This window comes from Metabacillus dongyingensis (assembly GCF_019933155.2).
GTDB lineage: Bacteria > Bacillota > Bacilli > Bacillales > Bacillaceae > Bacillus_P > Bacillus_P dongyingensis.
The window spans coordinates 232349-257500 of sequence record NZ_CP082944.1; the positions used below are offsets into that span (position 1 = coordinate 232349).

At 42.3% G+C, this 25152-nt stretch carries 24 protein-coding genes, 12 tRNA genes and 1 rRNA gene; 35 read left to right on the top strand and 2 right to left on the bottom strand.

What is annotated here, in order from left to right; translation table 11 throughout:
- The first annotated feature begins 589 nt into the window (after positions 1–589).
- The 7 genes from K8L98_RS01305 to K8L98_RS01335 all read left to right on the top strand — a co-directional run bounded on the left by K8L98_RS01305 (position 590) and on the right by K8L98_RS01335 (position 9103).
- The gene (locus K8L98_RS01305; protein ID WP_223439011.1) at positions 590–1675 is read left to right on the top strand and encodes a D-alanine--D-alanine ligase; all 1086 of its coding nucleotides are present in this window, start codon (positions 590–592) and stop codon (positions 1673–1675) included.
- Between the two features lie 87 nt (positions 1676–1762).
- Positions 1763–3130, top strand: a complete 1368-nt coding sequence (locus K8L98_RS01310) for a UDP-N-acetylmuramoyl-tripeptide--D-alanyl-D-alanine ligase (protein WP_223439012.1) — start codon at positions 1763–1765, stop codon at positions 3128–3130.
- A gap of 421 nt (positions 3131–3551) precedes the next feature.
- Complete coding sequence (locus K8L98_RS01315; RefSeq protein WP_223439013.1) at positions 3552–4259, top strand: alpha/beta hydrolase; 708 nt, start codon at positions 3552–3554, stop codon at positions 4257–4259.
- Between the two features lie 165 nt (positions 4260–4424).
- Positions 4425–5912, top strand: a complete 1488-nt coding sequence (gene cshA, locus K8L98_RS01320) for a degradosome RNA helicase CshA (RefSeq protein ID WP_420828812.1) — start codon at positions 4425–4427, stop codon at positions 5910–5912.
- Between the two features lie 188 nt (positions 5913–6100).
- Entirely contained in the window at positions 6101–7069 is a 969-nt protein-coding gene (gene uvsE / locus K8L98_RS01325) for a UV DNA damage repair endonuclease UvsE (protein WP_223439014.1), read from the top strand.
- A 116-nt stretch (positions 7070–7185) separates the two neighbouring features.
- Positions 7186–7665, top strand: coding sequence for a PH domain-containing protein (locus K8L98_RS01330; RefSeq protein WP_223439015.1), 480 nt, complete (start codon positions 7186–7188; stop codon positions 7663–7665).
- Positions 7655–9103 (top strand): PH domain-containing protein, encoded by a 1449-nt coding sequence (locus K8L98_RS01335; RefSeq protein WP_223439016.1) that lies wholly within the window; start codon positions 7655–7657, stop codon positions 9101–9103. The genes K8L98_RS01330 and K8L98_RS01335 overlap by 11 nt, the downstream gene beginning before the upstream one ends.
- Before the next feature lie 238 nt (positions 9104–9341).
- On the opposite strand, the gene K8L98_RS01340 is transcribed toward K8L98_RS01335, so the two are convergent.
- Complete coding sequence (locus K8L98_RS01340) at positions 9342–9935, bottom strand: rhomboid family intramembrane serine protease (protein WP_223439017.1); 594 nt, start codon at positions 9933–9935, stop codon at positions 9342–9344.
- A gap of 102 nt (positions 9936–10037) precedes the next feature.
- On the opposite strand from K8L98_RS01340, the gene acpS reads away from it, so the two are divergent.
- The 14 genes from acpS (at position 10038) to K8L98_RS01410 (ending at position 21188) form a co-directional block, all read left to right on the top strand.
- Positions 10038–10403 carry a holo-ACP synthase gene (gene acpS, locus K8L98_RS01345; RefSeq protein WP_223439018.1) on the top strand — a complete coding sequence of 122 codons (366 nt, stop codon included), beginning with the start codon at positions 10038–10040 and terminating at the stop codon, positions 10401–10403.
- 145 nt (positions 10404–10548) lie between these two features.
- Entirely contained in the window at positions 10549–11559 is a 1011-nt protein-coding gene (locus K8L98_RS01350) for a LolA family protein (RefSeq protein WP_223439019.1), read from the top strand.
- A gap of 424 nt (positions 11560–11983) precedes the next feature.
- Positions 11984–13165 carry an alanine racemase gene (gene alr / locus K8L98_RS01355; RefSeq protein ID WP_223439020.1) on the top strand — a complete coding sequence of 394 codons (1182 nt, stop codon included), beginning with the start codon at positions 11984–11986 and terminating at the stop codon, positions 13163–13165.
- Between the two features lie 146 nt (positions 13166–13311).
- Positions 13312–13593 (top strand): CopG family ribbon-helix-helix protein, encoded by a 282-nt coding sequence (locus K8L98_RS01360; RefSeq protein ID WP_029286378.1) that lies wholly within the window; start codon positions 13312–13314, stop codon positions 13591–13593.
- Positions 13594–13597: 4 nt separating this feature from the next.
- Positions 13598–13948: a type II toxin-antitoxin system endoribonuclease NdoA gene (gene ndoA, locus K8L98_RS01365; RefSeq protein ID WP_029286376.1), complete on the top strand. Its 351-nt coding sequence runs from the start codon at positions 13598–13600 to the stop codon at positions 13946–13948.
- 137 nt (positions 13949–14085) lie between these two features.
- Positions 14086–14922, top strand: coding sequence for an STAS domain-containing protein (locus K8L98_RS01370; RefSeq protein ID WP_223439021.1), 837 nt, complete (start codon positions 14086–14088; stop codon positions 14920–14922).
- Positions 14919–15284, top strand: a complete 366-nt coding sequence (locus K8L98_RS01375; RefSeq protein ID WP_101569209.1) for an STAS domain-containing protein — start codon at positions 14919–14921, stop codon at positions 15282–15284. Before K8L98_RS01370 ends, K8L98_RS01375 begins: the two co-directional genes overlap by 4 nt.
- A gap of 2 nt (positions 15285–15286) precedes the next feature.
- Positions 15287–15688, top strand: coding sequence for an anti-sigma regulatory factor (locus K8L98_RS01380; protein ID WP_070878720.1), 402 nt, complete (start codon positions 15287–15289; stop codon positions 15686–15688).
- 11 nt (positions 15689–15699) lie between these two features.
- On the top strand, positions 15700–16710 hold the full coding sequence (locus K8L98_RS01385; protein WP_223439022.1) for a PP2C family protein-serine/threonine phosphatase: 1011 nt from the start codon (positions 15700–15702) through the stop codon (positions 16708–16710).
- A gap of 62 nt (positions 16711–16772) precedes the next feature.
- Entirely contained in the window at positions 16773–17105 is a 333-nt protein-coding gene (locus K8L98_RS01390) for an anti-sigma factor antagonist (RefSeq protein WP_223439023.1), read from the top strand.
- Entirely contained in the window at positions 17102–17584 is a 483-nt protein-coding gene (rsbW, locus tag K8L98_RS01395; protein ID WP_223439024.1) for an anti-sigma B factor RsbW, read from the top strand. The genes K8L98_RS01390 and rsbW overlap by 4 nt, the downstream gene beginning before the upstream one ends.
- A complete protein-coding gene (gene sigB / locus K8L98_RS01400; RefSeq protein WP_070878724.1) occupies positions 17550–18338 on the top strand; it encodes an RNA polymerase sigma factor SigB in 789 nt (262 codons plus the stop codon). Before rsbW ends, sigB begins: the two co-directional genes overlap by 35 nt.
- Positions 18338–18937: a PP2C family serine/threonine-protein phosphatase gene (locus K8L98_RS01405; protein ID WP_223439025.1), complete on the top strand. Its 600-nt coding sequence runs from the start codon at positions 18338–18340 to the stop codon at positions 18935–18937. Before sigB ends, K8L98_RS01405 begins: the two co-directional genes overlap by 1 nt.
- An 88-nt stretch (positions 18938–19025) precedes the next feature.
- The gene (locus K8L98_RS01410; RefSeq protein WP_223439026.1) at positions 19026–21188 is read left to right on the top strand and encodes a Tex family protein; all 2163 of its coding nucleotides are present in this window, start codon (positions 19026–19028) and stop codon (positions 21186–21188) included.
- Between the two features lie 195 nt (positions 21189–21383).
- Here K8L98_RS01410 and cmpA read toward each other — a convergent pair whose 3' ends face one another.
- On the bottom strand, positions 21384–21497 hold the full coding sequence (cmpA, locus tag K8L98_RS01415) for a cortex morphogenetic protein CmpA (RefSeq protein ID WP_087946367.1): 114 nt from the start codon (positions 21495–21497) through the stop codon (positions 21384–21386).
- A gap of 103 nt (positions 21498–21600) precedes the next feature.
- Between cmpA and K8L98_RS01420 the strand changes: the two genes are divergently transcribed.
- The 14 genes from K8L98_RS01420 (at position 21601) to K8L98_RS01485 (ending at position 25141) form a co-directional block, all read left to right on the top strand.
- Positions 21601–22047, top strand: coding sequence for a SprT family protein (locus tag K8L98_RS01420; protein WP_223439027.1), 447 nt, complete (start codon positions 21601–21603; stop codon positions 22045–22047).
- 141 nt (positions 22048–22188) lie between these two features.
- Positions 22189–22263, top strand: a tRNA-Asn gene (locus K8L98_RS01425).
- A gap of 6 nt (positions 22264–22269) precedes the next feature.
- Positions 22270–22360 (top strand) — tRNA-Ser (locus K8L98_RS01430).
- Between the two features lie 16 nt (positions 22361–22376).
- Positions 22377–22448 (top strand) — tRNA-Glu (locus tag K8L98_RS01435).
- A gap of 28 nt (positions 22449–22476) precedes the next feature.
- A tRNA-Val gene (locus tag K8L98_RS01440) sits at positions 22477–22552 on the top strand.
- 8 nt (positions 22553–22560) lie between these two features.
- Positions 22561–22636 (top strand) — tRNA-Asp (locus K8L98_RS01445).
- A gap of 6 nt (positions 22637–22642) precedes the next feature.
- A tRNA-Gln gene (locus tag K8L98_RS01450) sits at positions 22643–22717 on the top strand.
- A gap of 164 nt (positions 22718–22881) precedes the next feature.
- Positions 22882–22957, top strand: a tRNA-Lys gene (locus K8L98_RS01455).
- Positions 22958–22972: 15 nt separating this feature from the next.
- Positions 22973–23056, top strand: a tRNA-Leu gene (locus tag K8L98_RS01460).
- A gap of 18 nt (positions 23057–23074) precedes the next feature.
- Positions 23075–23160, top strand: a tRNA-Leu gene (locus K8L98_RS01465).
- A gap of 88 nt (positions 23161–23248) precedes the next feature.
- Positions 23249–23325 (top strand) — tRNA-Arg (locus K8L98_RS01470).
- Positions 23326–23345: 20 nt separating this feature from the next.
- Positions 23346–23422: transfer RNA gene (locus K8L98_RS01475), tRNA-Pro, on the top strand.
- 14 nt (positions 23423–23436) lie between these two features.
- Positions 23437–23510 (top strand) — tRNA-Gly (locus tag K8L98_RS01480).
- 93 nt (positions 23511–23603) lie between these two features.
- A 16S ribosomal RNA gene (locus K8L98_RS01485) occupies positions 23604–25141 on the top strand.
- The last annotated feature ends 11 nt before the right edge of the window (positions 25142–25152 follow it).

Sequence of the window (25152 nt, forward strand, 5' to 3'; positions counted from 1 at the left end):
AGCTGGAAATCGAATTTAGAGGAATCAAAGGGCCAGTATGAGTCTCCAAAACGTGTGTAAAGTCATTTTAGAGGAATCAAAGAACCAGTATGAGTCCTCAAAAGAGCTGGAAATCGGATTTAGAGGAATCAAAGGGCTGGTATGAGTCTCCAAAACGGGTGTAAAGTCTTTTTTGAGGAATCAAAGAACCAGTATGAGTCCTCAAAAAAGCTGGAAATCCGATTTAGAGGAATCAAAGAGCCAGTATGAGTCTCCAAAACGTGTGTAAAAACTTTTTAGAGGAATCAAAGAACCAGTATGAGTCCTCAAAAAAGCTGGAAATCGAATTTAGAGGAATCAAAGAGCCAATGAGTCTCCAAAACAGCAGAAAAGCCGAAGTTGGATAATCATAGAACCTGAATGAAGCCTCATAACAAGCTCAAAAACCAGAGTCACCAATAACAGCACAAATAGCTAAAATAGGATAATCAAAAGCGGACGGAAAAAGGCGTGTCACTCGAATGTTATAAAGAATTGCATGATGGCTATAACAATTTGATTTGAAAATGATAATATAGAAGAGATGAACTTTCTTTAGGGGGATATCCACATGAAAATTAAAGTCGGATTATTATACGGCGGCAAGTCAGCAGAGCATCAGGTTTCATTGCAGACCGCACTTGCTGTAATAAAAGCTTTAGATACAAACAAATTTGATATACATCCAATCTACATTTCAGATAAAGGTGAATGGATCCGCGGTGCAAAATTGCAGGAGCCTGCTGCAAACGTTGCTGCTCTTCAGTTTAAAGAAAGCGGCACAGCTGTATCGCCGGTTGCTTTGAATCAGGATCTCTTTCCTTCAAAGACGGACAATGAGCATGAGCAAATCGATGTAGTGTTCCCGCTTCTGCATGGACCAAACGGTGAAGACGGAACGGTTCAGGGAATGCTTGAGTTGCTGAATATTCCTTATGTAGGGAATGGCGTTCTTGCTTCTGCAGCCGGCATGGATAAAGTGATTATGAAAAACCTGTTTGCACAGGCCGGACTTGAGCAGGCTAAATACGTTTCATTCATTAAGAATGACTGGAAGAAATCTCCGGAGAAAGCTTACGAGACAGTTGAGCAGGAGCTTGGCTACCCTTGCTTTGTAAAACCGGCAAATCTTGGATCAAGTGTCGGCATCAGCAAATGCAAAGACCGCGAATCCCTTGTAAAAGCTTTTGATGAAGCATTCAATTATGACCGCAAGATTATTATTGAAGAAGGCATTATCGGCCGTGAAATTGAAATCGGCGTTATTGGAAACGATGAACCAATCTGCTCTGCAGTCGGAGAAGTTGCACCTAAAAAAGAATTTTACGACTATAATTCGAAATACCTTGATGGCGATACAGATATGATGATTCCGGCACAAGTTACAGAGGAAGAATATGCTCTGATCAAAGATTTAGCTATTAAATCATTTAAGGCCATTGACGGATCAGGCCTTGTACGTGCAGATTTCTTTTTAACAGAAGACGGAAGAGCCTTGATCAATGAAGTGAACACGATGCCTGGATTTACTCCGTACAGCATGTTCCCGCTGCTTTGGAAGCATGCAGGTGTTGAGTACCCTGAGCTTATCGAGAAATTAGTTGAGCTGGCGCTTGAGCGCCACGAAGGAAAACAGCAAATTAAACATACGTTTTAAGAAAGCATGGAAACACTATTCTTAAGAATAGTGTTTCTTGGTCTACATATTGATCATTAATCATGGAGTTGAAAGGAGCTAAACAAAATGATACGACGTTCGTTATTGGACATTCAAACGATGGCAGGCGGCTCAGGATTATCTGCAGAAAAAGAGAATGAGTTCATTCATGGAATTACAACGGATTCGAGGAAGATTGAAGCCCGAACCCTATTCATCCCGATTGTCGGCGAAAATTTTGACGGGCACGAGTTTGCCGGAAAAGCGCTCGAAGAAGGTGCTGCTGCGACTTTATGGGACCGCAATAAACCGAATCCTCCGTCTGGTGCTGTTATATTAGTTGATGATACGTTAAAGGCATTGCAGCAGTTGGCGAGCAGCTATTTAGAGCAGCTTCAGCTTAAGGTAATCGGTGTAACTGGAAGCAATGGAAAAACTACCACAAAAGATATGGTGGCTTCGCTGCTTTCCACAACCTACCGTGTACATAAAACCAAAGGGAATTTTAACAATCATATCGGATTGCCGCTTACGATCCTCAGTATGAAAGAGGATACAGAGGTAGCTGTACTTGAAATGGGCATGAGCGGCAGGGGTGAAATCGAACTCCTTTCAAATCTTGCAAAGCCTGATGCTGCGATCATAACGAATATCGGCGAATCCCATTTAATGAATCTGGGATCAAGGGAAGGCATAGCAGAAGCAAAGCTTGAAATTGTCAGCGGGCTAAAGCCTGATGGCGTCCTTATCTATGACGGTGAGGAACCGCTGCTTACAGAAAGGGTTCAAGCTTATTCGTATAAAACGATTTCATTTGGCGGGTCTGAACGGAATGCTTATTCACCTTCTGAGATTCAGCAAACAGAAAACGGCACATTCTTTAAAATCAGCGGGCGTGAAGAGAAGTTATTTTTACCTGTGCTCGGAAAACATAATGTTAACAATGCGCTCGCAGCCATCGCTGCAGCAGAATTCTTAGGTGTGCCGCAAGAGAAAATCAGTGAAGGGTTAAAAACAATCCAAATGACGGGCATGCGTCTCGAATTAACAAAAACAAAAGAGAATCTTGCTGTTATTAATGATGCATATAATGCAAGTCCGACTTCAATGAAGGCAGCAATCAGGCTTGCGTGTGACATGCAGGGATACAATCAAAAAATTCTTGTGCTGGGAGACATTCTTGAACTTGGCGATGAGATGCAGGTGAAGTTTCATCAAGAGGTAGGAGAATCGATCGATTCAAAAGAGATTCATCATCTCTTCACGTTCGGAAAACTCGGTGCGGAAATTGCGGCAGGTGCCCGTAAAAAAATGGATCCGGCCCTAATTCACGTCTATCAAGATAAACAAGAGCTTATTAATCAATTAAAACAGACGGCAAAGTCCGGGGATCTCGTATTAGTAAAAGCTTCACGGGGCATGAAGCTTGAGGAAGTCGTTCATGCGCTTCTTTAAGAGAGAAATCGCATGAACAAAACGACATAAGGACGCCTTAAACAAAGAGGCATTAAAAACTGCAGAAAAAATCAGAACAAAATGCGGAAACAGCTGTTTTTTTAAAAATACAAAATTATCTTATGTCCTGAAACGCATGATGAAAAGATTGAATCAAACCATTGCTGCAGAATAAAAAGGGCCCTTATATTCATTAAAAAATAAATGGTGCAATCACTAAAACAACTAATCCGATTCCCGCTGAATAAGGGGTTAATTCGCTCAATACTTCTACTGCACTATCTTTTAAGACTGTCATGATGAACGCTCCTTTTTGTTTTGAAATATAGTAACCCAGGGTACTTTATAAATACCCAGGGTTTTTTTGTTTAAAACAACAGCTGGCACAGTATTACAAAATTGATGTTTGGGAGAGAGCGACATGAAGGGATGTCTATGTATTCACGGATTTACCGGTGCCCCGTATGAAGTGGAACCTCTTGTCCGCCATCTGAAGGAAGAGACAGACTGGGTGCTGAAAGTGCCTACTCTGCCGGGCCATGGGGAGACCCCAGGTCTGAAGGGAATACAGTTCAGCGAATGGATTGCCCATGCTGAAAATGAATTAAGAGATCTGTTAGAAGAATGCACAGAAGTCTATATCATCGGTTTTTCAATGGGCGGATTAATTGCTGCGTATCTTGCTTCCAGGTACCGGATAGATAAACTTGTCCTGCTGAGTGCAGCGGCTTATTACCTTAACCCCCGGCAGATGCTAATTGATGTGAAAGAACTCTTTGCAGATGCCATTAGAGGAAATGCCGCAAACAATGAACTTTTTATAAGATACCGAAAGAAAATCCTTGAAACACCTCTTGCAGCTACGCTTGAATTCAGGAAGCTTGTCAGGTATATTCGACCAATCTTGGATAAAATAACTATACCTGTTTTGATTGTCCAAGGAGAGTGTGATGGAATTGTACCTGTGAAAAGCGCAAAATATATCTATGAAAGAATCACTTCAGAGCAGAAGGAGCTTTGTTTTCTGCCCTGTTCAAAGCATCTCATTTGTCATGGGGAGGATTTCCCAATGCTTGTTGAAGTTATAGAATCCTTTCTGATGACACAAAATAAAATGAGCGTAAAATGAATCACATCTCTACGGCTTGTTGTAAAAGGATAAAAAAAGTGGTATGATTAAAGTTAAGTGTTTACGGGCTTTTATAAAGCTAACGTTTTGCCCGATGGGGCGTTTTTTGTTTCACCATACATGAAAGTCTGTGAAAGCTATAGAGATTAAAAGGAGTAGAACAAATTGACAATTACGTTTCAAGAACTAGGTATCAGCCCATTATTAATGGAAGCTATTAATAAAATGGGGTTTGAAGAAGCTACACCTATCCAAGCACAAACCATTCCACTGGGGCTGCAGAATAAAGATGTGATCGGCCAAGCACAAACTGGAACTGGTAAAACAGCTGCATTCGGTATTCCGCTTATTGAAAAAATCGATGTTAAACAAGATAAGATTCAAGGGATCATCATTGCACCGACTCGCGAACTTGCGATTCAAGTATCTGAAGAGCTTTACAAAATCGGATCTGCTAAACGCGCTCGTGTTCTTCCGATTTATGGCGGACAGGATATTAACCGCCAAATTCGCTCATTGAAGAAGTTTCCTCACATTATCGTTGGTACTCCAGGCCGTCTAATTGACCATATCAACCGTAAAACATTGAAATTATCTGACGTTCAAACAGTTGTAATGGACGAAGCAGATGAAATGCTGAACATGGGCTTCATTGAAGACATTGAAAACATTCTTTCAAATGTTCCTTCAGAGCACCAAACGTTGCTGTTCTCAGCTACAATGCCTGATCCGATCAGACGCATTGCTGAGAAATTCATGACAAACCCTGAGCTTGTTAAAGTAAAAGCGAAGGAAATGACTGTTGCAAACATTCAGCAGTTCTTCATTGAAGTACAGGAAAAGAAGAAGTTTGATGTATTAACACGTCTTCTTGACATTCAATCACCTGAGCTTGCGATCGTTTTCGGACGCACAAAGCGCAGAGTTGATGAGCTTTCTGAAGCTTTAATGCTTAGAGGATATGCAGCTGAGGGAATTCATGGCGACTTAACTCAAGCTAAACGTATGTCTGCTCTTCGCAAGTTTAAAGAAGGCGCAATTGAAGTGCTTGTTGCTACAGACGTTGCTGCACGCGGACTGGACATTTCTGGTGTAACTCATGTTTACAACTTTGATGTTCCTCAAGACCCTGAAAGCTACGTTCACCGTATCGGCCGTACAGGCCGTGCAGGCAAAACTGGTGCTGCGATGACATTCGTAACACCAAGAGAACAAGATATGCTTAAAATCATTGAGCGTACAACTAAGCGCAAAATGGACCGCATGAAAGCACCGACTCTTGATGAGGCGCTTGAAGGTCAGCAATCTGTTTCAATCGAAAAAATCCGTCAGACAATCACTGATGAGAATTTGTCATTCTACAAGCGCACTGCTGAAGCATTGCTTGAAGAATTTGATCAAGTGTCAGTACTTGCTGCTGCAATCAAATTAATGACAAAAGAACCGAACCAAACTCCAGTTAACTTAACGGATGAGGCTCCAATGTATGCGAAAAGAGGCGGAAAACGTTCTTCTTCTTCTTCAAGTAACCGCAACAGAAGAGACGGTCAGCGCCCGCATTCAAAGAACAACAAACGTTCTTACGGACAACAAGGCGGCAAGCCGAACAGCAGCAACAAAAGACGTTACTCAAACTCATCTTCATCTAATTAATAGATGATGCCAAACGCACCGTGCATTTAAGCGCGGTGTGTTTTTTTATGCATTTTCAGATGGAAAGGCTTCCGATTTACATGGATGTTTATCGAGCCGCGCTGATTTTCTCATCGCGAAGGTGCTCCAAATTAATTCTCATTCATACCGGGTATTCTATATATATCTTATTAAAGAAGGTGACAGCTATGACAATCGTCCGTTTAGGCTTTGTTGCAATGAGTGTGAATCTGAAGAATTGTTCTCCTTCTCAAACGATGACATATGCACAATTTCAGCGTTTAAAAGACAGGGAAGCTGCTATAGAAAAGCTTGGACGAATTTCAGCATCAAATCTTGAAAATTGTCTTCGCATTATCAAACATAACGCCGGCCATGATATTCAATTCTTCCGTTTTAGTTCAAAATTAATTCCTCTTGCTAACCATCCGGAAATAAAGGATTTTAACTATTTAAGGACTCTTAGGGAGCCGCTGCATGAGCTTGGCAATTGGGTTTCCAAGACGAAAATGAGAGTTGATTTTCACCCGGATCATTTCGTGCTGCTGAATTCCCCAAAGCCTGAAATATTGAATACATCTCTCAGGACATTAAGTATGCATGAAGCGCTCCTCAGAGGAATGAATGTGCCTCACGAACACAGATGTGTTATTCATGTAGGAGGGGCCTATAACGATAAGGAAAAAGCCCTTGAACAATTCATTCACAATTGGGGGTTTGTACCTGTAAAGATCCAGAATATGCTTATGTTAGAGAATGACGATACAACATTTACTCTTCAGGATACTCTTTACTTATGTGAGAAATTAGCTGTACCGCTCGTCTTTGATTATCATCATCACTTGGCGAATCATGAAAAGGATTCGAATTGGTCCCGGCATTGGGACCGTGTTGCCGCAAGCTGGGATCATTCTTCCCTCCCTGTGAAAATGCATATATCAAGCCCAAGAAGTGAAAGGGACTTTAATGCTCACGCTGAATTTGTAGATCCAGAACTTTTCATGTCTTTTCTGTCAGAAATAAAAGGAAGCGTTCCTCAGATTGACTGTATGATTGAAGCCAAACAAAAAGATGATGCTCTTTTTCAATTAATGGAGCAAATGTGCTCGTTTCCAGAGGTTGAAAAAATAGATGGAGCATCGTTTTTATTGAAATAGTGTTCAAGCAAGGTTCATTTCTTTATAATGGAAATGGCATGATTTTCTAAAAGGTGAAACATATTGACTGTAAATCCGTATATAAAGAGAGAGTTACTAGTTCAGGGGGAACAGAGATGAGAGATGCACCTAAGTATCAAATCAGTCAAAAAGCACTAAAGGTATGGAAGCTGTCAGCACTTATCCAATCATTGATTTTTTTGGCTGTATCCGGAGGAATTGCGTTTGCTGTGTATTACTTTGAGTGGCCGATATGGATTGCCGTTGCCGTTTTGGGAACATGGCTGGTCTTTTCAACCATTTTTATTTTTATTACTCCGAAAATACAGCACCGTACGTGGCGGTATGAGGTACATGAAAATGAAATTGATATTCAGTCGGGCTTATTTGTGGTGAAACGGGTGCTTGTTCCAATGGTGAGAGTCCAGCATGTCAACACAAAGCAGGGGCCGCTGCTGAGGAAAAATGATCTTGCAACTGTAACGATTCATACAGCAGCAACCATTCATGAGATACCTGCGCTTGATGTGGTCGAAGCTGATCAGCTGCGTGACTTTATATCGAAGCTTGCGAGGGTGACAGAAGATGATGTCTGAACCTAAAAGACTGCACCCCGCCTCTGCTATATTAACCTTTTTCAAGCAATTGAAAGACGGGATATTTCCTGTCATCGTACTTTTCTTCGTCAATGACTATAAGATTTATTTCTTTATCGGCCTTGCCGTGATTCTGATCGCAATGATCATCTACAGTATCATCAGCTGGATGAAATATACATACCGCATTGAAGAAAATGAACTGCGGATTGAATTCGGCATATTTGTGAAAAAGAAAAGATATATTCCGATTGAAAGAATACAATCAATCAACGAAAGTGCAGGCATCATTCAGCAGATATTCGGACTTGTGAAGCTGCAGCTTGAAACAGCGGGAGGCGGTGCAGAGGCCGAAGCCGTTCTTACAGCAGTTACAAAAGAAGAAGCCCGAAGGATAAATACAGCTTTAGCGGAAAGAAAAAATGAAATGGTGGATCCGGATGAAGCCGCCATGACAATAAAAGAAGACAAAACATATTTAACATATAAAATAGGAGTAAAGGAACTGCTGGTTGCTGCGTCAACATCAAGCGGAATAGGAGTGGTTCTGTCTGCGGCTTTTGCTTTTTTCTCACAGTTCGACGAGCTGATTCCGTTTGATGACATCATCGATCGTTTTTCTTTTCTTTCTAATGCAAGCATCACTGTTTATGCCGTTCTTGTGTTCCTTGCATTTTTCATCGCATGGATCCTGAGTATAATCGGAGTTTGTCTGAAGTTTGCCAACTTTACAGTGATGAAGAAAGAACAGGATCTAGTCATCTCGCGCGGATTATTTGAGAAACACCAGCTGACGATTCCGCTTGAGAGAATTCAGGCTATGAAAATCAGCGAAAATCTAATTCGCCAGCCGTTCGGCTATGCAACTGTGCACATTGTCAGCGCAGGGGGAAGCGCTAAAGATCAGAATGTTTCTGCCATCCTTTTTCCGCTGATTAAAAAAACAAAAATACAGCAGATGCTAACCGAGTTTACACCTGATTTTTCTTTATCTGATCAATTAAACACGCTGCCCAAGAAAGCGAAAAGAGGATATGTTCTCGTTTATACGATTCCCTTCTTGGTGATTTCATGCATTCTGAGCTATTTTTTTCAGCCGTGGGGTTACATTGCGCTGCTGACAGTTCCGGCAGGACTTCTTCTCGGTCTAGCATCATTTAAGGATGCAGGATGGGACATACATGACGAACAATTAACCCTTTCTTCAAGAAATCTGGTCAAATCCACCTTCGTTGTAAAGAGAAAAAGAATTCAGGTCATTGAAGCAAGGCAATCCCTTTTTCAGCGTCGCATAGACCTCGCGTCTATTCAATCTTCAACAACGTCAGGAATGGGCGGGACACATTTCATGGTAAAAGGCATCGACATTGAGGATGCCGGAGAAGTGTTTGAGTGGTATTCTTATGAGAATCATGCAAAAAAAGACGCGATCCTTTAAGGATGGGCGTCTTTTTTGAGGTTTCTGCTTATATAATATGCCTGACTTTCGCATTTGATAAATTTTGAAAATCGGCCAGAACGGATCCGAATCTGTCTGTAGGAGCTAACCGGTTTCTGCGCTTTTCACATTGTCCAGCTCCGCCTCCTAACTCCTCGGCCAGAACGGATCCGTCAGTAAAGGCAAAAAGCGCCTTTCCTGCCGGATCCTTATCTGTCTGTCGGAGCTAACCAGTCGGCTACGCTTTTCTAGTGAGAAACAGCGGCGCAAGCAGCGCACCTGCTACAAGACCGAAGATATGGGCAATAATGTTGATATTAGTATTCACGAATGTCATGACTGCCCCTATGACAAGAATGGTGATGATAAGCTGAGAATTTGAAGAGTCAATCATATCTTTTCTGAATACGACAAGGTATAGATAGATGCCGAATATGCCGAATATAGCACCTGATGCTCCAACGTGAGTATAAGTTAAATCTTCTATGATGAAATATGTTGCAAGGTTTGCGGCGATGCCTGTTGCTAAATAAGCAGCAATAAAGCGGGCCTTTCCAAGCATCCGTTCTAATGCAGGTGCGAACAGGATGATGGATACACTGTTAAATAGAATATGAGCGAAGTTTGCATGTAGGAAAATAGGAGTGATCAAGCGCCACCATTCTCCGTTAGCCACACCGGCGTTGTACCCTACTAAAGAGGCAAAGAAATATGTTATTGTAGGTACTGGAATTAAAAACAACAGCCAGAGTATGACTTGAATAGAGACAATTACGGTTACAACAGGGTATAGACGGATAAACGTTCTGAAATCTTCTGATCTTGTAAACATAGAGAGTGTCTCCTTATTCTAAAAAATTAGTTGTTTCTATATTAACACGGTTATGAGAAGTTGGAGCAGATTAGTACATACTGAACAAAAAGAGGTGTCCGCATGATTACAGGGCTGGGTCTTGATTTGGCTGAGCTGGAACGGATTGAGAGGTTAATAAAGAGACAGCCGAAATTCATTGACCGGATTCTCACCAAAAAAGAGAAAGATAAATATCAGTCGCTTGCGCCAAGGAGGAAAATTGAATATGCTGCCGGAAGGTTTGCAGCGAAAGAGGCGTTTTCAAAAGCGATGGGAACCGGGATTGGGAAAGAATACAGTTTTATGGATATCGAAATTCTGAATGATGGAAACGGAAAACCGGCTGTAACAATGCCTGTTTTGCCTGGTTATACCGTCCACATATCTATCACTCACACAAAGGATTATGCTGCTGCTCAAGTAATTATTGAAAGCTCGTCAAGCTAGTCTGCATATTCATAACCTTTGTCTCATATATTTGTACAGCGGTAGGAGAGACAAGTCGTTTGAGGAGATTGTGCTTGATTTAGCATGATTCCCTTAAGGAGAGTTTCTTCCTTTTTACGTCATATGAGACAAAGGGGTTGAAAAGGTGAAAAAGCACTTTTTATTACTGGCAATTGGATTGCTTGCTGTTATGATGCTTGCTGCCTGCGGTGAGAAATCGAAGACTGACGTTGTAGAAAACCTGGATAAGAAGGTTGAAGAATTATCGGGGTACAAAGCGAAAGCGCAAATGACCCTTCAAACAGGAAGTGAGCCTCAAATTTATGAGGTGGAAATTTGGCATAAGCAGCCTTCATTCTACAGAGTAAACTTGAAGAATGCTGAAAAAGATCAGAGCCAGATGATTCTCCGCAATAAAGAGGGCGTGTTTGTCCTGACGCCGGCACTGAAGAAAAGCTTCCGTTTTCAAAGCGAATGGCCGCAAAACAGCAGTCAGGCTTATCTTTTCGAATCACTGGTAAAAGACATTAAGAGTGATGCGGATTCTATTTTCAAATCAACAAAAGATGCTTACGTTTTTGAAACAAAGACAAATTACCAAAACAGCCAGATGCTTCCTCTTCAAGAGATTACGTTCAATAAAAAGGACCTGAAGCCTTCTGTTGTCAAAGTAATGGATACAGACCGCAATCCATTAGTTGTGGTGGAGTTTTCGGAATTTGATTTTAATGCTAAATTCGATAAAAACTCATTTGATATGCAAAAGAATATGTCATTTGCAAGCGTAGATGTTGAAACATCTGCATCTGTTAACTCAGAACAATTTGCTGTGAAATATCCACTTGAGAAGCTTGAAGGTGTGAAGCTGACGGAAGAAAAAGAGATGAAAACAGAGAATGGCAAGCGGGTCGTTCAAACGTATGATGGTGAAAAATCCTATACCTTCATTCAGGAAAAAGCAGTCGCAGCCACTGTTGCAACTTCTTCTTTTGTAAGCGGGGAACCGGTTGACCTTGGAGTTGCTGTCGGGGCTCTAACGGAACAATCCTTGACATGGACCTATGACGGGGTAGAATACATGATTGCATCAAAAGATTTGTCTCAGGAAGAGATGATTCGAGTAGCACAATCTGTACAGGGGCAGGCAATTAAGTAATCAAACTTGGATGGCAATTGGGCCATCCGAGTTTTTTTGTTTTTATGAATTTTTGCCCTCTATTGATGTCCTGATAGTAAGCACCCGATTCCGAATGATAAAACCGGGTTTGCGGATAAGATGTGTCGTGCAATTTTTGGAAGTAAAGCTGATCCGGACGCTTCGAAATGGCATCTTAAACATTCTGAAGTGCTCAAAGTGACAAGTGCAGCCAGAGAAAGGCCACTTAGGGTTGAACATTGATGTTTGGGGGTTCATTTTATGAAATTCCGCACTTAATCTTTCCGTCACAGACCTTCTCGCTGAAATCCTTTCTCCGTGTTAGCGCCGCACCCCATCACAAGAAACCGATTTCATTTGACAAAAGAACGCTATACCATTGATAATCAGCATAGAAAAAGACAATCATGAGGAAGTGTAGGACATGGGAAATTCTTTTTACCGCGATACTTGGGCTGAGATCGATTTAGATGCAATATACAGCAACGTGAAATCAATGAAAAACCATATAGGTGAAAACACACAGCTGATTGCGGTTGTGAAGGCCAATGCTTATGGCCACGGAGATGCAGAAGTGGCAAAAACGGCTCTTGAAGCAGGTGCTGAAATGCTTGCAGTCGCGTTTTTAGATGAAGCGGTCGTGCTGCGCGAAGCGGGGTTTGAAGTGCCTATCCTGGTGATGGGTGCTTCCAGGCCTGCAGATGTGAAGATCGCGATTGATCAGCGCATTATTTTGACAGCTCCTTCTCTTGAATGGCTGACGGAAGCTGAAAAGAATATTCAAAAAGGAATATTATCTGTTCATCTGAAAATTGATACCGGTATGGGCCGTCTCGGTGTCCGGACAGAGGATGAACTGCTTCAGGCATTTAAATTTGCAGAAGAAAAACCCAATGTGAAAATTGAAGGTATCTTTACGCACTTTGCAACAGCAGATGAACTGGATACTGCTTATTTCAACAAGCAGTACGACGTATTCGCCGCAATGGCGCAAAAAGCAGCTGATTATGATGGAGTTATGATTCACTGCGGCAACAGTGCAACTGGACTCCGTTTTCCTGAAAAATTAGTTCACGCTGTGAGACTGGGAATCTCTATGTACGGTCTAAGTCCTTCAATGGAAATAAAACCTGAACTGCCATATGAACTGAAAGAAGCTTTTTCCCTTCATTCAAGACTTGTTCATGTAAAAAAAATCAGCAAAGGCGACAAAGTAAGCTACGGGGCCACATACACAGCTGAGAAAGATGAATGGATAGGGACGATTCCGATTGGATATGCAGATGGATGGGTGCGCCGTCTAAAAGAATCAGAAGTTCTGATTGATGGTGAAAGGATGCCAATTGTTGGAAGGATCTGCATGGATCAATGTATGATTAAACTTACTTCCTTTAAAGAAACAGGGACAAAGGTAACGTTAATCGGCCGTCAAAAAGAAGAGTGCATTTCTGTGGATGAAGTGGCAGAAAGACTGGAAACGATCAACTATGAAGTGCCTTGTACAATAACTTTGCGCGTTCCCCGTATGTTTTTGAAAAATAAGAGTATAATTGAAGTGAGAAACTCTCTTTTTTGCGGCGTAAAAAACCTTACGGATCGCCCGTAATAGAAAAGGCATGAATAAAAATGCTTTTGATAAGCAGATAATAGTGTTGAATTATTAGAAAATAACTTTGCTTCTTGCATTGATAGTGTTATTATTGTATGTGGAATGGAATAATAGGTGTGTAAGTTTGGTGGAGGTGTATGTTTGTGTCTGAATCCAGCGCAACAACAGAAATCTTAATTCGTTTACCGCAAGCATTAGTCTCGGAATTAGACGGTCTTGTCAAACAAGAGAATGGGAACCGAAGCGAGTTAATTTATCAAGCAACAAAGATGTATATCCGCGAGCGTAAGAAACGCCAAATACGCGAATCAATGAGACGTGGATATATGGAGATGGCTAAGATTAACTTAAACATTGCTTCCGAAGCATTTCAAGCTGAATCAGAGGCTGACCACACCGTTGAACGCTTAGTAAGCGGGGGTTAATCCTTTGATTGTCAAACGCGGCGACGTTTATTTTGCTGATTTATCACCCGTTGTTGGCTCTGAGCAAGGGGGCGTCCGTCCAGTGCTGATCATCCAGAATGATATCGGAAACAGGTTCAGTCCAACGGTCATCATAGCAGCTATTACTGCTCAAATTCAAAAGGCAAAATTGCCAACTCATGTGGAAATTGACTCCAAGCGTTATGGGTTTGAACGTGATTCTGTTATACTGTTAGAGCAGATTCGTACAATTGATAAACAGAGATTGACTGATAAGATTACACACTTAGATGATGAAATGATGGATAAAGTGGACGAAGCTCTGCAAATAAGCTTAGGACTCATTGATTTTTAAAACTAAAAAACGGTATTTTTTAGGAAGTTGCTCCCATTAAGCAACTTTTTTTTATTTTATTGGCATAAATCGGTATAATGTAAAGTGGAATAACTTGTTTACTTTTACCCAAACGATAAGAGGGGGAAATACGGAACATGAAGGATGAATCTAATCCAATACTCGATTTTGTTCTGGCTCATCAAAATGAGATCCTGAATGAATGGAAAGACAGTCTGAAAGATCTTGGAGATCAGAAGTACTCTAACATCCTTTCAGATCAAGTATATTTAAATACTTGCAATGAATATCTTCAAATCTTGATCAGCTATATGAAAAACCCGGGAAGCGACATGACTGAAAAGGTTTCTGACTATGCTCACAGGGTCGTTCAATTAGGCTGGAGCTTAAAGTATATATCTGAAGGATTAAAGGAGCTTTCTTTAATTATCTTTACAAAAATGACTGACAGCCTTTCTGAAGCTGAAAAAATGAAAATTGTGTGGGAGTTTGACAAGTCACTATCCCCAATTAATAATGAGTTAATTCATCAATATGCAGAATCATGGGAGCGGACAGTTTCTCTGCAGAAGATTGCCCTGCAGGAATTATCGGCACCGCTTATTCCGATTTTTGAAAACATTACAATTATGCCATTAGTTGGTACAATTGATACAGAGAGAGCAAAGCAAATCATGGAGAACTTGCTTACAGGTGTTGTGAAGCACCGTGCGCAAGTGGTTTTAATTGACATTACAGGTGTGCCGGTTGTAGACACAATGGTTGCGCATCATATTATTCAGGCTTCAGAAGCTGTCCGCTTAGTAGGCGCAAAATGCCTGCTTGTGGGAATCAGACCTGAGATTGCTCAGACAATCGTGAACCTTGGCATCGATCTGAGCCAGGTAATTACGAAGAATAGTCTTCAAAAAGGAATGGAAGCTGCACTTGAAATGACGAATCGACAATTAGTAGAAATGGGGGATTCACAATGAGAACTCCAAGAATACCGATTTTAAAACTTTATAATTGTCTGCTTGTATCAATTCAATGGGAACTTGATGATCAGACTGCCCTGCAATTTCAGGAAGATCTTCTTCATAAAATCCATGAGACGGGCGCAAGCGGTGTTGTCATAGATTTAACCTCCGTAGATGTAATAGATTCTTTTATCGCCAAGGTTTTAGGTGATGTTATCGGCATGTCGAAATTAATGGGAGCTAAAGTTGTTTTAACAGGCATTCAGCCTGCGGTAGCAATCACCCTCATTGAGCTTGGCATTCACCTTGCTGATGTACAAACCGCGCTTGACCTGGAAAAAGGACTTGAAACATTACAACAGGAGCTGGGGGAATAAGCATGGATAACCAATCCTGTGTAAAAATCATTACAGAGTGGGACATTGTTGCTGCACGGCAGCTTGGACGCAATGTTGCAAAAGAACTCGGGTTTGGTACTGTAGACCAAGCGAGGATTACAACAGCTATTTCCGAATTAGCCCGTAATATATATTTGTATGCTGGACAAGGCCAAATTTGCATTGAGCAGATCAGCGAATTCAGTAAAAAAGGTTTAAAAATAATAGCCATTGATAACGGACCAGGAATACCGGATATCCGAAAAGTGATGGAAGACGGCTTTTCAACATCTGGTGGGTTAGGAGCCGGATTGCCTGGAGTAAAACGCCTGATGGATGAATTCAGCATTAATACCGTTTTGGGAGAGGGAACGGATATCCAAGCAGTCAAATGGCTTCGCTAGGGGGAAGCTAGATGGATTTTAAGGAAGTCATTGAATCGAAGTATCAGGAAATACTAAGTCATTATATGCAAGAATTAACAGAAACGGCTTTGTACCAGGGGCAAAAATTCAGCAGAAAAGCCATTGAGGAGCAAGTACCCCCTGAGGAAATTATCAGTCTTCACCGTAAAGTGCTGCAAGGTTTATTTCCTGATGTAGATCAGGATGTTTTGCACTCTTTGGACTTTCTATTAGAGGTCATGATGGGGTATGGACTGGCCTATCAGGAGCATCAAAGCCTGCGGGATAAGCAGCAGGAGATAAAGTCTGAGATTCAAGTAGCCTTGAATGTTCAGCAAATGCTTTTAGAAACGTCAGTGCCGACAGTTCCAAATCTTGATATTGGTGCAATCAGTGTTCCTGCGAAGCATATGAACGGGGATTACTATCATTTTGTTTATGATGAAGAAAGCGTAAGTATTGCCATAGCGGATGTAATCGGGAAAGGAATTCCCGCTGCACTCTGTATGTCCATGATCAAATATGCAATGGACAGCTTGCCGGAGTCCCGTAAATCTCCCAGCCGTGTTCTTGAAAATCTGAACAGGGTTGTTGAGCATAACGTAGACCCGAGCATGTTCATTACAATGTTTTACGGTATGTATGATACGGATACTCATGAGTTTGTCTATGGGTCAGCCGGGCACGAGCCTGGATTTTATTACAGTGCTGAAGAGGACCGTTTCCATGATATGAACACAAAAGGTCTGGTCCTTGGTATTGATCAATCCATCAAGTACAAGGAGTACAGCAGAATCGTGGAAAAAGGCGATATGATTGTTTTGCTTTCCGATGGTGTAACTGAGTCAAAAACAAATGAAGAAGAATTCATTGAACGTGATTTTATTACGGACCTCATTAAAAAATACAGTGATTTGAATGCTCAGGGTATTGTAGATAATATATATAAAGACTTTTTGCAGATGCAGGACTTTGAACTGCGTGATGATTTCACGCTAATTATTTTAAAACGCGAGGTTTAACTTGTTAAAAAAGCGGGTATTAGTTTTACTAGCTTACAAGTAAACTTACTGGGGTGATATTGATGAATTTAAATATAAATGTTAATCGATCAGAGGAACATATTCAAATAGATTTAGCTGGAGAAATTGATGCATACACTGCGCCGAAATTAAGAGAAGAACTAATGCCGCTTGCAGAAGAGGGAAAACCTGTCCTGATCGTAAGCCTTAAGGATGTCTCTTACATGGACAGTACAGGGCTAGGTGCATTCGTTGGTTTGCTTAAAGCCGTGAGGAAAAATGAGGGCGATTTAAAGCTTGTTAATTTATCTGCTCGTTTGGAAAGACTATTCAACATAACAGGTCTAAGTGATATTATTGACATTTCTTCTAAATCAGAAGGTGGGGTTAGATGAAACAATTAGTGGATTACATTGAGGTGAAAATACCTGCTAAACCGGAATTTGTCGGTATTGTCCGTTTGACTCTTTCTGGTATCGCCAGCAGAATGGGTTACTCTTATGATGAAATTGAAGATTTAAAAATTGCGATCAGTGAAGCATGCACAAATGCTGTGCAGCACGCATACGAGAAAATCGAAGGCGGAGAAGTCATGATCGGCTTTGGCCTGTGCGAAGACCGTCTTGAAGTAATGGTGTCAGACAGCGGCCAAAGCTTCAATTTTGAACAAAAGAAAAACGAACTGGGTCCTTATTCCGCTGCAAACCCTGTTGACCAACTTCCAGAAGGAGGGTTGGGGCTCTACTTGATGGAAACGCTCATGGATGAAGTTCATGTACAGATCGATTCCGGCGTTACCGTCTTTATGACAAAGTATTTAAACGGGGAGCGAGTAGAACATGACACAACCATCCAAAACTACGAAGCGAACTAAAGAAGAAATAAATGAATTGATTTTCGATTTTCAGCACAACCAAAATGAAGATGCTCAGCTTTTTCTTGTCGAATATTACAGCGGACTAGTTGAAACACTGGCTAAGAAATATTCAAGAGGCAAAAGCTTTCATGAAGACTTAAAGCAGGTGGGCATGATTGGTTTGCTTGGGGCAATCCGCCGCTATGATCCTGAATTCGGAAAAACGTTTGAAGCATTTGCCATTCCGACTGTCATCGGTGAGATCAAGCGATTCCTGCGCGATAAAACATGGAGTGTTCATGTTCCCAGAAGAATTAAAGAGCTTGGGCCTAAAATAAAAATGGCTGTAGACGAATTAACAAATTCCCTTCAGCGCTCACCGCTTGTTCACGAAATAGCAGATTACCTTGAGGTGACAGAGGAAGAAGTGCTTGAGACGATGGAGATGGGTAAAAGCTATCAGGCTTTATCAGTCGATCATTCGATTGAGGCTGATTCCGACGGCAGTACAGTGACAATTCTTGATATCGTAGGATCAAAAGAAGAAGGATATGAGCAAGTGAATCAAAAGCTTATGCTTGAGAGTGTTCTTCACGTTCTGTCTGACCGAGAAAAAGAGATCATTCATCACACATATATATTAAATAAGAGTCAAAAGGAAGCGGGAGAAATTCTTGGGATTTCTCAAATGCATGTATCCAGACTTCAAAGAAGAGCGATAACGAAGTTAAAAGAAGCACTTTCGGCTGACTTATCAATGGGGCAGCATTAATGATTCAAATTGAAGAAAACAATCGTGTCTATGCATATGCGTATCAAATGCAAAAAGAAGGTAAAACTTTATGCGGGGACAGTTTCTTAATTAAAGCAACTGAAGACTATTTTATATGTGCTGTTGCAGATGGTCTTGGCAGCGGTGAACGAGCTTATGAATCATCTTCTGCGATTAAAGAAGTCATTGAGGAATTTCATGCAGAGGACATTGGACTGCTGATCGAGAAATCAAATGAGGTATTAAAAAATAAACGCGGAGCAACGGTTGCTATTTTTAAAGCGTATTTTAAACAGAATCAGTTAACATTCAGTTCTGTTGGAAATATCCGATTTGTTCTCTATTCTCCTTCAGGCACGTTTGTCTATCCTCTTCCTGTTCTGGGCTATATGTCAGGTAAACCTCAGAAATTTCGTGTTCAATCCTTTCCATACGATACTGGAGCAAAATTCATCATCCATTCAGATGGACTGAACATTCCTGCTGTAAAATCATTGCTTAAGGATAACCGGACAATTGAAGATATTTCAAATCAGCTTGAGCCTTATACTAAGTCAAGGCAGGATGATTTAACCTACGTAGTCGGTCAGCTATTCTAGTTGGCGGCTTTTTTTATTTTGATCATTTTTTAAAGTCCGTGTATTTTGGTAAAATGTTTCTAAGTCTTTATTTTGGGGAGGTAAAAGAATGGCAGAGAAAACAGAGCGCATAATGAAAACAATCAGTGCGGATTTATCCATTACATATAAACAGGTATCAAATGTTATAGCTTTATTAGAAGATGGCAACACAGTTCCCTTCATTGCCAGATACAGAAAAGAACAGACAGGTGCATTAGATGAGGTGCAAATCCGTGATATCTCGGAAAAGTGGCAATATACGCAAAACCTGGAATCAAGAAAAGAAGAAGTCATCCGATTAATTGAAGAACAGGGAAAGCTTACAGAAGAGCTTAAAAAAGAAATAGAAAAAGCATTAAAACTTCAAAAGGTAGAAGACCTCTATCGTCCATATAAACAAAAACGAAGAACCAAAGCAACGGTTGCCAAAGAAAGAGGATTAGAACCACTTGCAGAGTGGATAAAGGGACAGCCCTCTAATGGGCCGCTCAAGGAAAAAGCGCTCGAGTTTATAAACGAAGAACAGGAGGTTATGACTGCAGAAGATGCAATCGAAGGGGCAAAGGACATTTTAGCTGAGTGGATTTCAGATGAGCCTTCCTATCGTCAGTGGATTCGTGAGCAAACCTTCCGAAAAGGAAAAATCATCACATCTTCAAAGGATGAGGAAAAAGATGAGAAGAAAGTGTATGAAATGTACTATGAGTACGAAGAGCCGATTCAAAAGGTTGTCCCGCATCGGGTCCTTGCTATGAATCGCGGGGAAAAGGAAGGAATCCTGAAAGTATCCATTCAGGCGCCTGCAGACCAGATCACTGCCCATATTCAAAGAAATGAACTGAAAAATCAGCACACAGTGGTAAAGGATGTATATATAGAAGCAATTGAGGATGCCTATAAACGATTAATTCAGCCATCAATTGAACGTGAAATCAGAAAAGAATTAATGGAGAAAGCGGATGATCGTGCCATTCATATTTTCTCTGAAAATCTGCGTAACCTTCTGCTTCAGCCGCCATTGAAAGGCCGTGTCGTATTAGGGATAGACCCTGCGTTCCGGACAGGATGTAAGCTTGCAGCTGTCGATGAGACCGGAAAAGTTCTTGAAATAGGCGTCATCTACCCTCATCCTCCGGTCAATAAAGCTAAAGAAGCAAAACAAAAATTAATCGATGTGATCAGAAAAAATAACATCGAGCTGATTGCGATTGGGAACGGAACGGCTTCAAGAGAGACAGAACAATTTGTTGCAGATCTCATTGATGAACTAAAGTCAGATCTTGCCTACATCATCGTAAATGAAGCGGGGGCAAGTGTTTATTCTGCATCTGACCTTGCCCGAGAAGAATTTCCTGAGTTCCAAGTGGAAGAGCGAAGTGCAGTTTCCATCGCAAGAAGATTGCAGGATCCGCTTGCAGAGCTAGTTAAAATTGATCCTAAATCAGTAGGGGTAGGACAATACCAGCATGACGTCACACAGAAGAAGTTAAATGATTCCCTGACATTCGTTGTTGAAACAGTTGTTAACCAGGTAGGGGTGAATGTCAACACAGCATCATCTTCACTATTACAATATGTAGCGGGCTTGAGCAAAGCAGTTGCGGTCAACATTGTGAAGCAGCGGGATGAAATCGGAAAGTTTCAGGACAGGAAGCAATTAAAGAAAATACCTAGACTTGGGGCAAAAACGTTTGAACAATGCATAGGTTTCTTGAGAATACCTGACGGAAAACATCCGCTTGACTCAACTGGCATTCATCCAGAGAGCTACAAAGAGGTTGAAGAGCTCCTTAAAATGCTCGGACTAACCCTGAATGATGTCGGAACGGAGCAGCTAAGAGAAAAAATAGCGGATATTCATATTAAGGAAACAGCAGAAGCTATCGATCTTGGTGAGCTTACCCTGAAAGATATTTGCGATTCTCTAGTTAGACCCGGACGCGACCCTCGTGATGAAATCGCTAAGCCGCTGCTTAAAAAGGGTGTCTTGAAACTAGAGGACCTTCAAACAGGTATGGAACTTCAGGGCACAGTGCGCAATGTTGTGGATTTTGGCGCGTTTGTTGACATCGGCGTAAAACAGGACGGGCTCGTTCATATTTCAAAGCTTAGAAACTCTTTTGTCAAACATCCTCTCGATGTCGTTTCTGTAGGTGACGTTGTTACGGTTTGGGTAGACTCTGTAGATGCACATAAAGGCCGTGTTGCCTTGACGATGATAAACAGTTAATGAAAAACACTGCTTACGGGCAGTGTTCAATTAGCTGTATATTTTAAATATAGAGTTCTGGGACCTTGAAAGGCGTTTTGGCTAAATGAATCCTCATTTTGGCTAATAAATTTCAAAAATCAGCTATGAAAAATGAAGTTTTCGCTAATAAAAGTCTGATTTCCGCTAAATAAATTGATAAAAACCCAACACTGCTTATGAGCAGTGTTTTTTTCTATAGAAATACCAGCATTGATTCAGCATTTTTATTTGATACCGATCCTTTTCATAAAACGCACGCTGCATTTGGTTTTTTAACCATGAAGGCATTGCTCGTTCCTCCTTATTGTTTATAATGGAGTATGTGTATTACTTACTATATGCGGGCGCAAGATGTCCTGTTCGGAGATACAAACTATGCGGGGTGTTACCTATGAATGAAACGGAGCTTCAGGAACTGACAGAATCTATTTCAAAAACTTACTTTCACAAAAAGTTTTTACATAAAGCTTTCTTTAACAGCCGGCTGCGGACAACAGGCGGCAGATACCTTTTAAAAAGTCATAACATTGAGATTAACCCTAAATATTTAGCTCAGGGATTAGAAGAAGTAATTGGCATAATCAAACATGAACTTTGCCACTATCATCTTCATATAGAAGGCAGAGGGTACAAACACCGTGATCCTGAATTTAGGGAGCTGCTTTCTAAAGTGGGTGCTCCAAGATTCTGTAAACCTCTGCAGACGGCTGCCAGAATCAAGAAGACATTAGAGTATCAGTGTACAGCCTGCATGTTCATTTACAAACGCCACCGAAGAATGGATACTTCCAAGTATGTATGCGGAAAGTGCGGCGGGAAAATAAAACTTGTTTCATGATAAAAAAGGGGTTGACTCATTATACAAAGCTGTGATAAATTATAAAAGCCGTCGTAAGAGACGCAAATGATTAATAAAAAGAATGCTTGACAGCTTGTACTATTCTTCATATAATTAAAGAAGTCTGTCATGACTAATTATTCCGCAGTAGCTCAGTGGTAGAGCTATCGGCTGTTAACCGATCGGTCGTAGGTTCGAGTCCTACCTGCGGAGCCATATTATGGGGAAGTACTCAAGTGGCTGAAGAGGCGCCCCTGCTAAGGGTGTAGGTCGCGTAAGCGGCGCGAGGGTTCAAATCCCTCCTTCTCCGCCATTATTTTTTGTCTTTTGGCCCGTTGGTCAAGCGGTTAAGACACCGCCCTTTCACGGCGGTAACACGGGTTCGAATCCCGTACGGGTCATCGCTTCTGAATTGCATATTAATGATTTGGAGGATTAGCTCAGCTGGGAGAGCATCTGCCTTACAAGCAGAGGGTCGGCGGTTCGAGCCCGTCATCCTCCACCATCATATTTGGTCCCGTGGTGTAGCGGTTAACATGCCTGCCTGTCACGCAGGAGATCGCCGGTTCGATCCCGGTCGGGACCGCCATTTTATTGGGCTATAGCCAAGCGGTAAGGCAACGGACTTTGACTCCGTCATGCGCTGGTTCGAATCCAGCTAGCCCAGCCATTTGCATTTCAAATGCGATTATAACTAAGTGCCATTAGCTCAGTCGGTAGAGCACGACCGAGTAATCATCGAAGCTTAGCTTCAGCACACAAATTGAGCCGCTCCTTGAATAATCTTTCTGAGATTTGAGTGTCTTGCAAAACTGAAGAGTGTTTTCTTACTAAGTGCCATTAGCTCAGTCGGTAGAGCATCTGACTTTTAATCAGAGGGTCGAAGGTTCGAGTCCTTCATGGCACACCATTTTAACTAATGTATGCGGGTGTGGCGGAATTGGCAGACGCGCTAGACTTAGGATCTAGTGTCTTTGACGTGGGGGTTCGAGTCCCTTCACCCGCACCATACATTTTTTATCTTTTCGCGGTCGTGGCGGAATGGCAGACGCGCTAGGTTGAGGGCCTAGTGGGGGCAACCCCGTGGAAGTTCGACTCTTCTCGGCCGCACCAAAAGAGTTTTAAAAAACCTCAAAAAAGTTGTTGACAAAAAGAACGCAACTTGGTATTATATTTAAGTCGCTTCATTACATTAACAAGTGCGCCCGTAGCTCAATTGGATAGAGCGTTTGACTACGGATCAAAAGGTTATGGGTTCGACTCCTATCGGGCGCGCCATTCTATATATATAATGTGTCCGGGAAGTAGCTCAGCTTGGTAGAGCACTTGGTTTGGGACCAAGGGGTCGCAGGTTCGAATCCTGTCTTCCCGACCAGACAAATACTTTTCGCGGGTGTAGTTTAATGGTAAAACTCTAGCCTTCCAAGCTAATGTCGTGGGTTCGATTCCCATCACCCGCTCCAATTTTAAAAATGATCTTTGAAAACTAAACAAAACCAAAAGCGTACCAAACGTTTTAAATTTTTGAAGTCAGCAACAAATTGAGTCACAAATTTTCTTCGGAGAGTTTGATCCTGGCTCAGGACGAACGCTGGCGGCGTGCCTAATACATGCAAGTCGAGCGGACCTCTTCGGAGGTCAGCGGCGGACGGGTGAGTAACACGTGGGCAACCTGCCTGTAAGACTGGGATAACTCCGGGAAACCGGAGCTAATACCGGATAGTATCTTGAACCGCATGGTTCAAGTTGGAAAGACGGTTTCGGCTGTCACTTACAGATGGGCCCGCGGCGCATTAGCTAGTTGGTGAGGTAATGGCTCACCAAGGCAACGATGCGTAGCCGACCTGAGAGGGTGATCGGCCACACTGGGACTGAGACACGGCCCAGACTCCTACGGGAGGCAGCAGTAGGGAATCTTCCGCAATGGACGAAAGTCTGACGGAGCAACGCCGCGTGAGTGATGAAGGTTTTCGGATCGTAAAACTCTGTTGTTAGGGAAGAACAAGTGCGAGAGTAACTGCTCGCACCTTGACGGTACCTAACCAGAAAGCCACGGCTAACTACGTGCCAGCAGCCGCGGTAATACGTAGGTGGCAAGCGTTGTCCGGAATTATTGGGCGTAAAGCGCGCGCAGGCGGTTTCTTAAGTCTGATGTGAAAGCCCCCGGCTCAACCGGGGAGGGTCATTGGAAACTGGGAAACTTGAGTGCAGAAGAGGAGAGTGGAATTCCACGTGTAGCGGTGAAATGCGTAGAGATGTGGAGGAACACCAGTGGCGAAGGCGACTCTCTGGTCTGTAACTGACGCTGAGGCGCGAAAGCGTGGGGAGCGAACAGGATTAGATACCCTGGTAGTCCACGCCGTAAACGATGAGTGCTAAGTGTTAGAGGGTTTCCGCCCTTTAGTGCTGCAGCTAACGCATTAAGCACTCCGCCTGGGGAGTACGGTCGCAAGACTGAAACTCAAAGGAATTGACGGGGGCCCGCACAAGCGGTGGAGCATGTGGTTTAATTCGAAGCAACGCGAAGAACCTTACCAGGTCTTGACATCCTTTGCCACTTCTAGAGATAGAAGGTTCCCCTTCGGGGGACAAAGTGACAGGTGGTGCATGGTTGTCGTCAGCTCGTGTCGTGAGATGTTGGGTTAAGTCCCGCAACGAGCGCAACCCTTGATCTTAGTTGCCAGCATTCAGTTGGGCACTCTAAGGTGACTGCCGGTGACAAACCGGAGGAAGGTGGGGATGACGTCAAATCATCATGCCCCTTATGACCTGGGCTACACACGTGCTACAATGGATGGTACAAAGGGCTGCGAGACCGCGAGGTTTAGCCAATCCCATAAAACCATTCTCAGTTCGGATTGCAGGCTGCAACTCGCCTGCATGAAGCTGGAATCGCTAGTAATCGCGGATCAGCATGCCGCGGTGAATACGTTCCCGGGCCTTGTACACACCGCCCGTCACACCACGAGAGTTTGCAACACCCGAAGTCGGTGGGGTAACCGCAAGGAGCCAGCCGCCTAAGGTGGGGTAGATGATTGGGGTGAAGTCGTAACAAGGTAGCCGTATCGGAAGGTGCGGCTGGATCACCTCCTTTCTAAGGAAGAT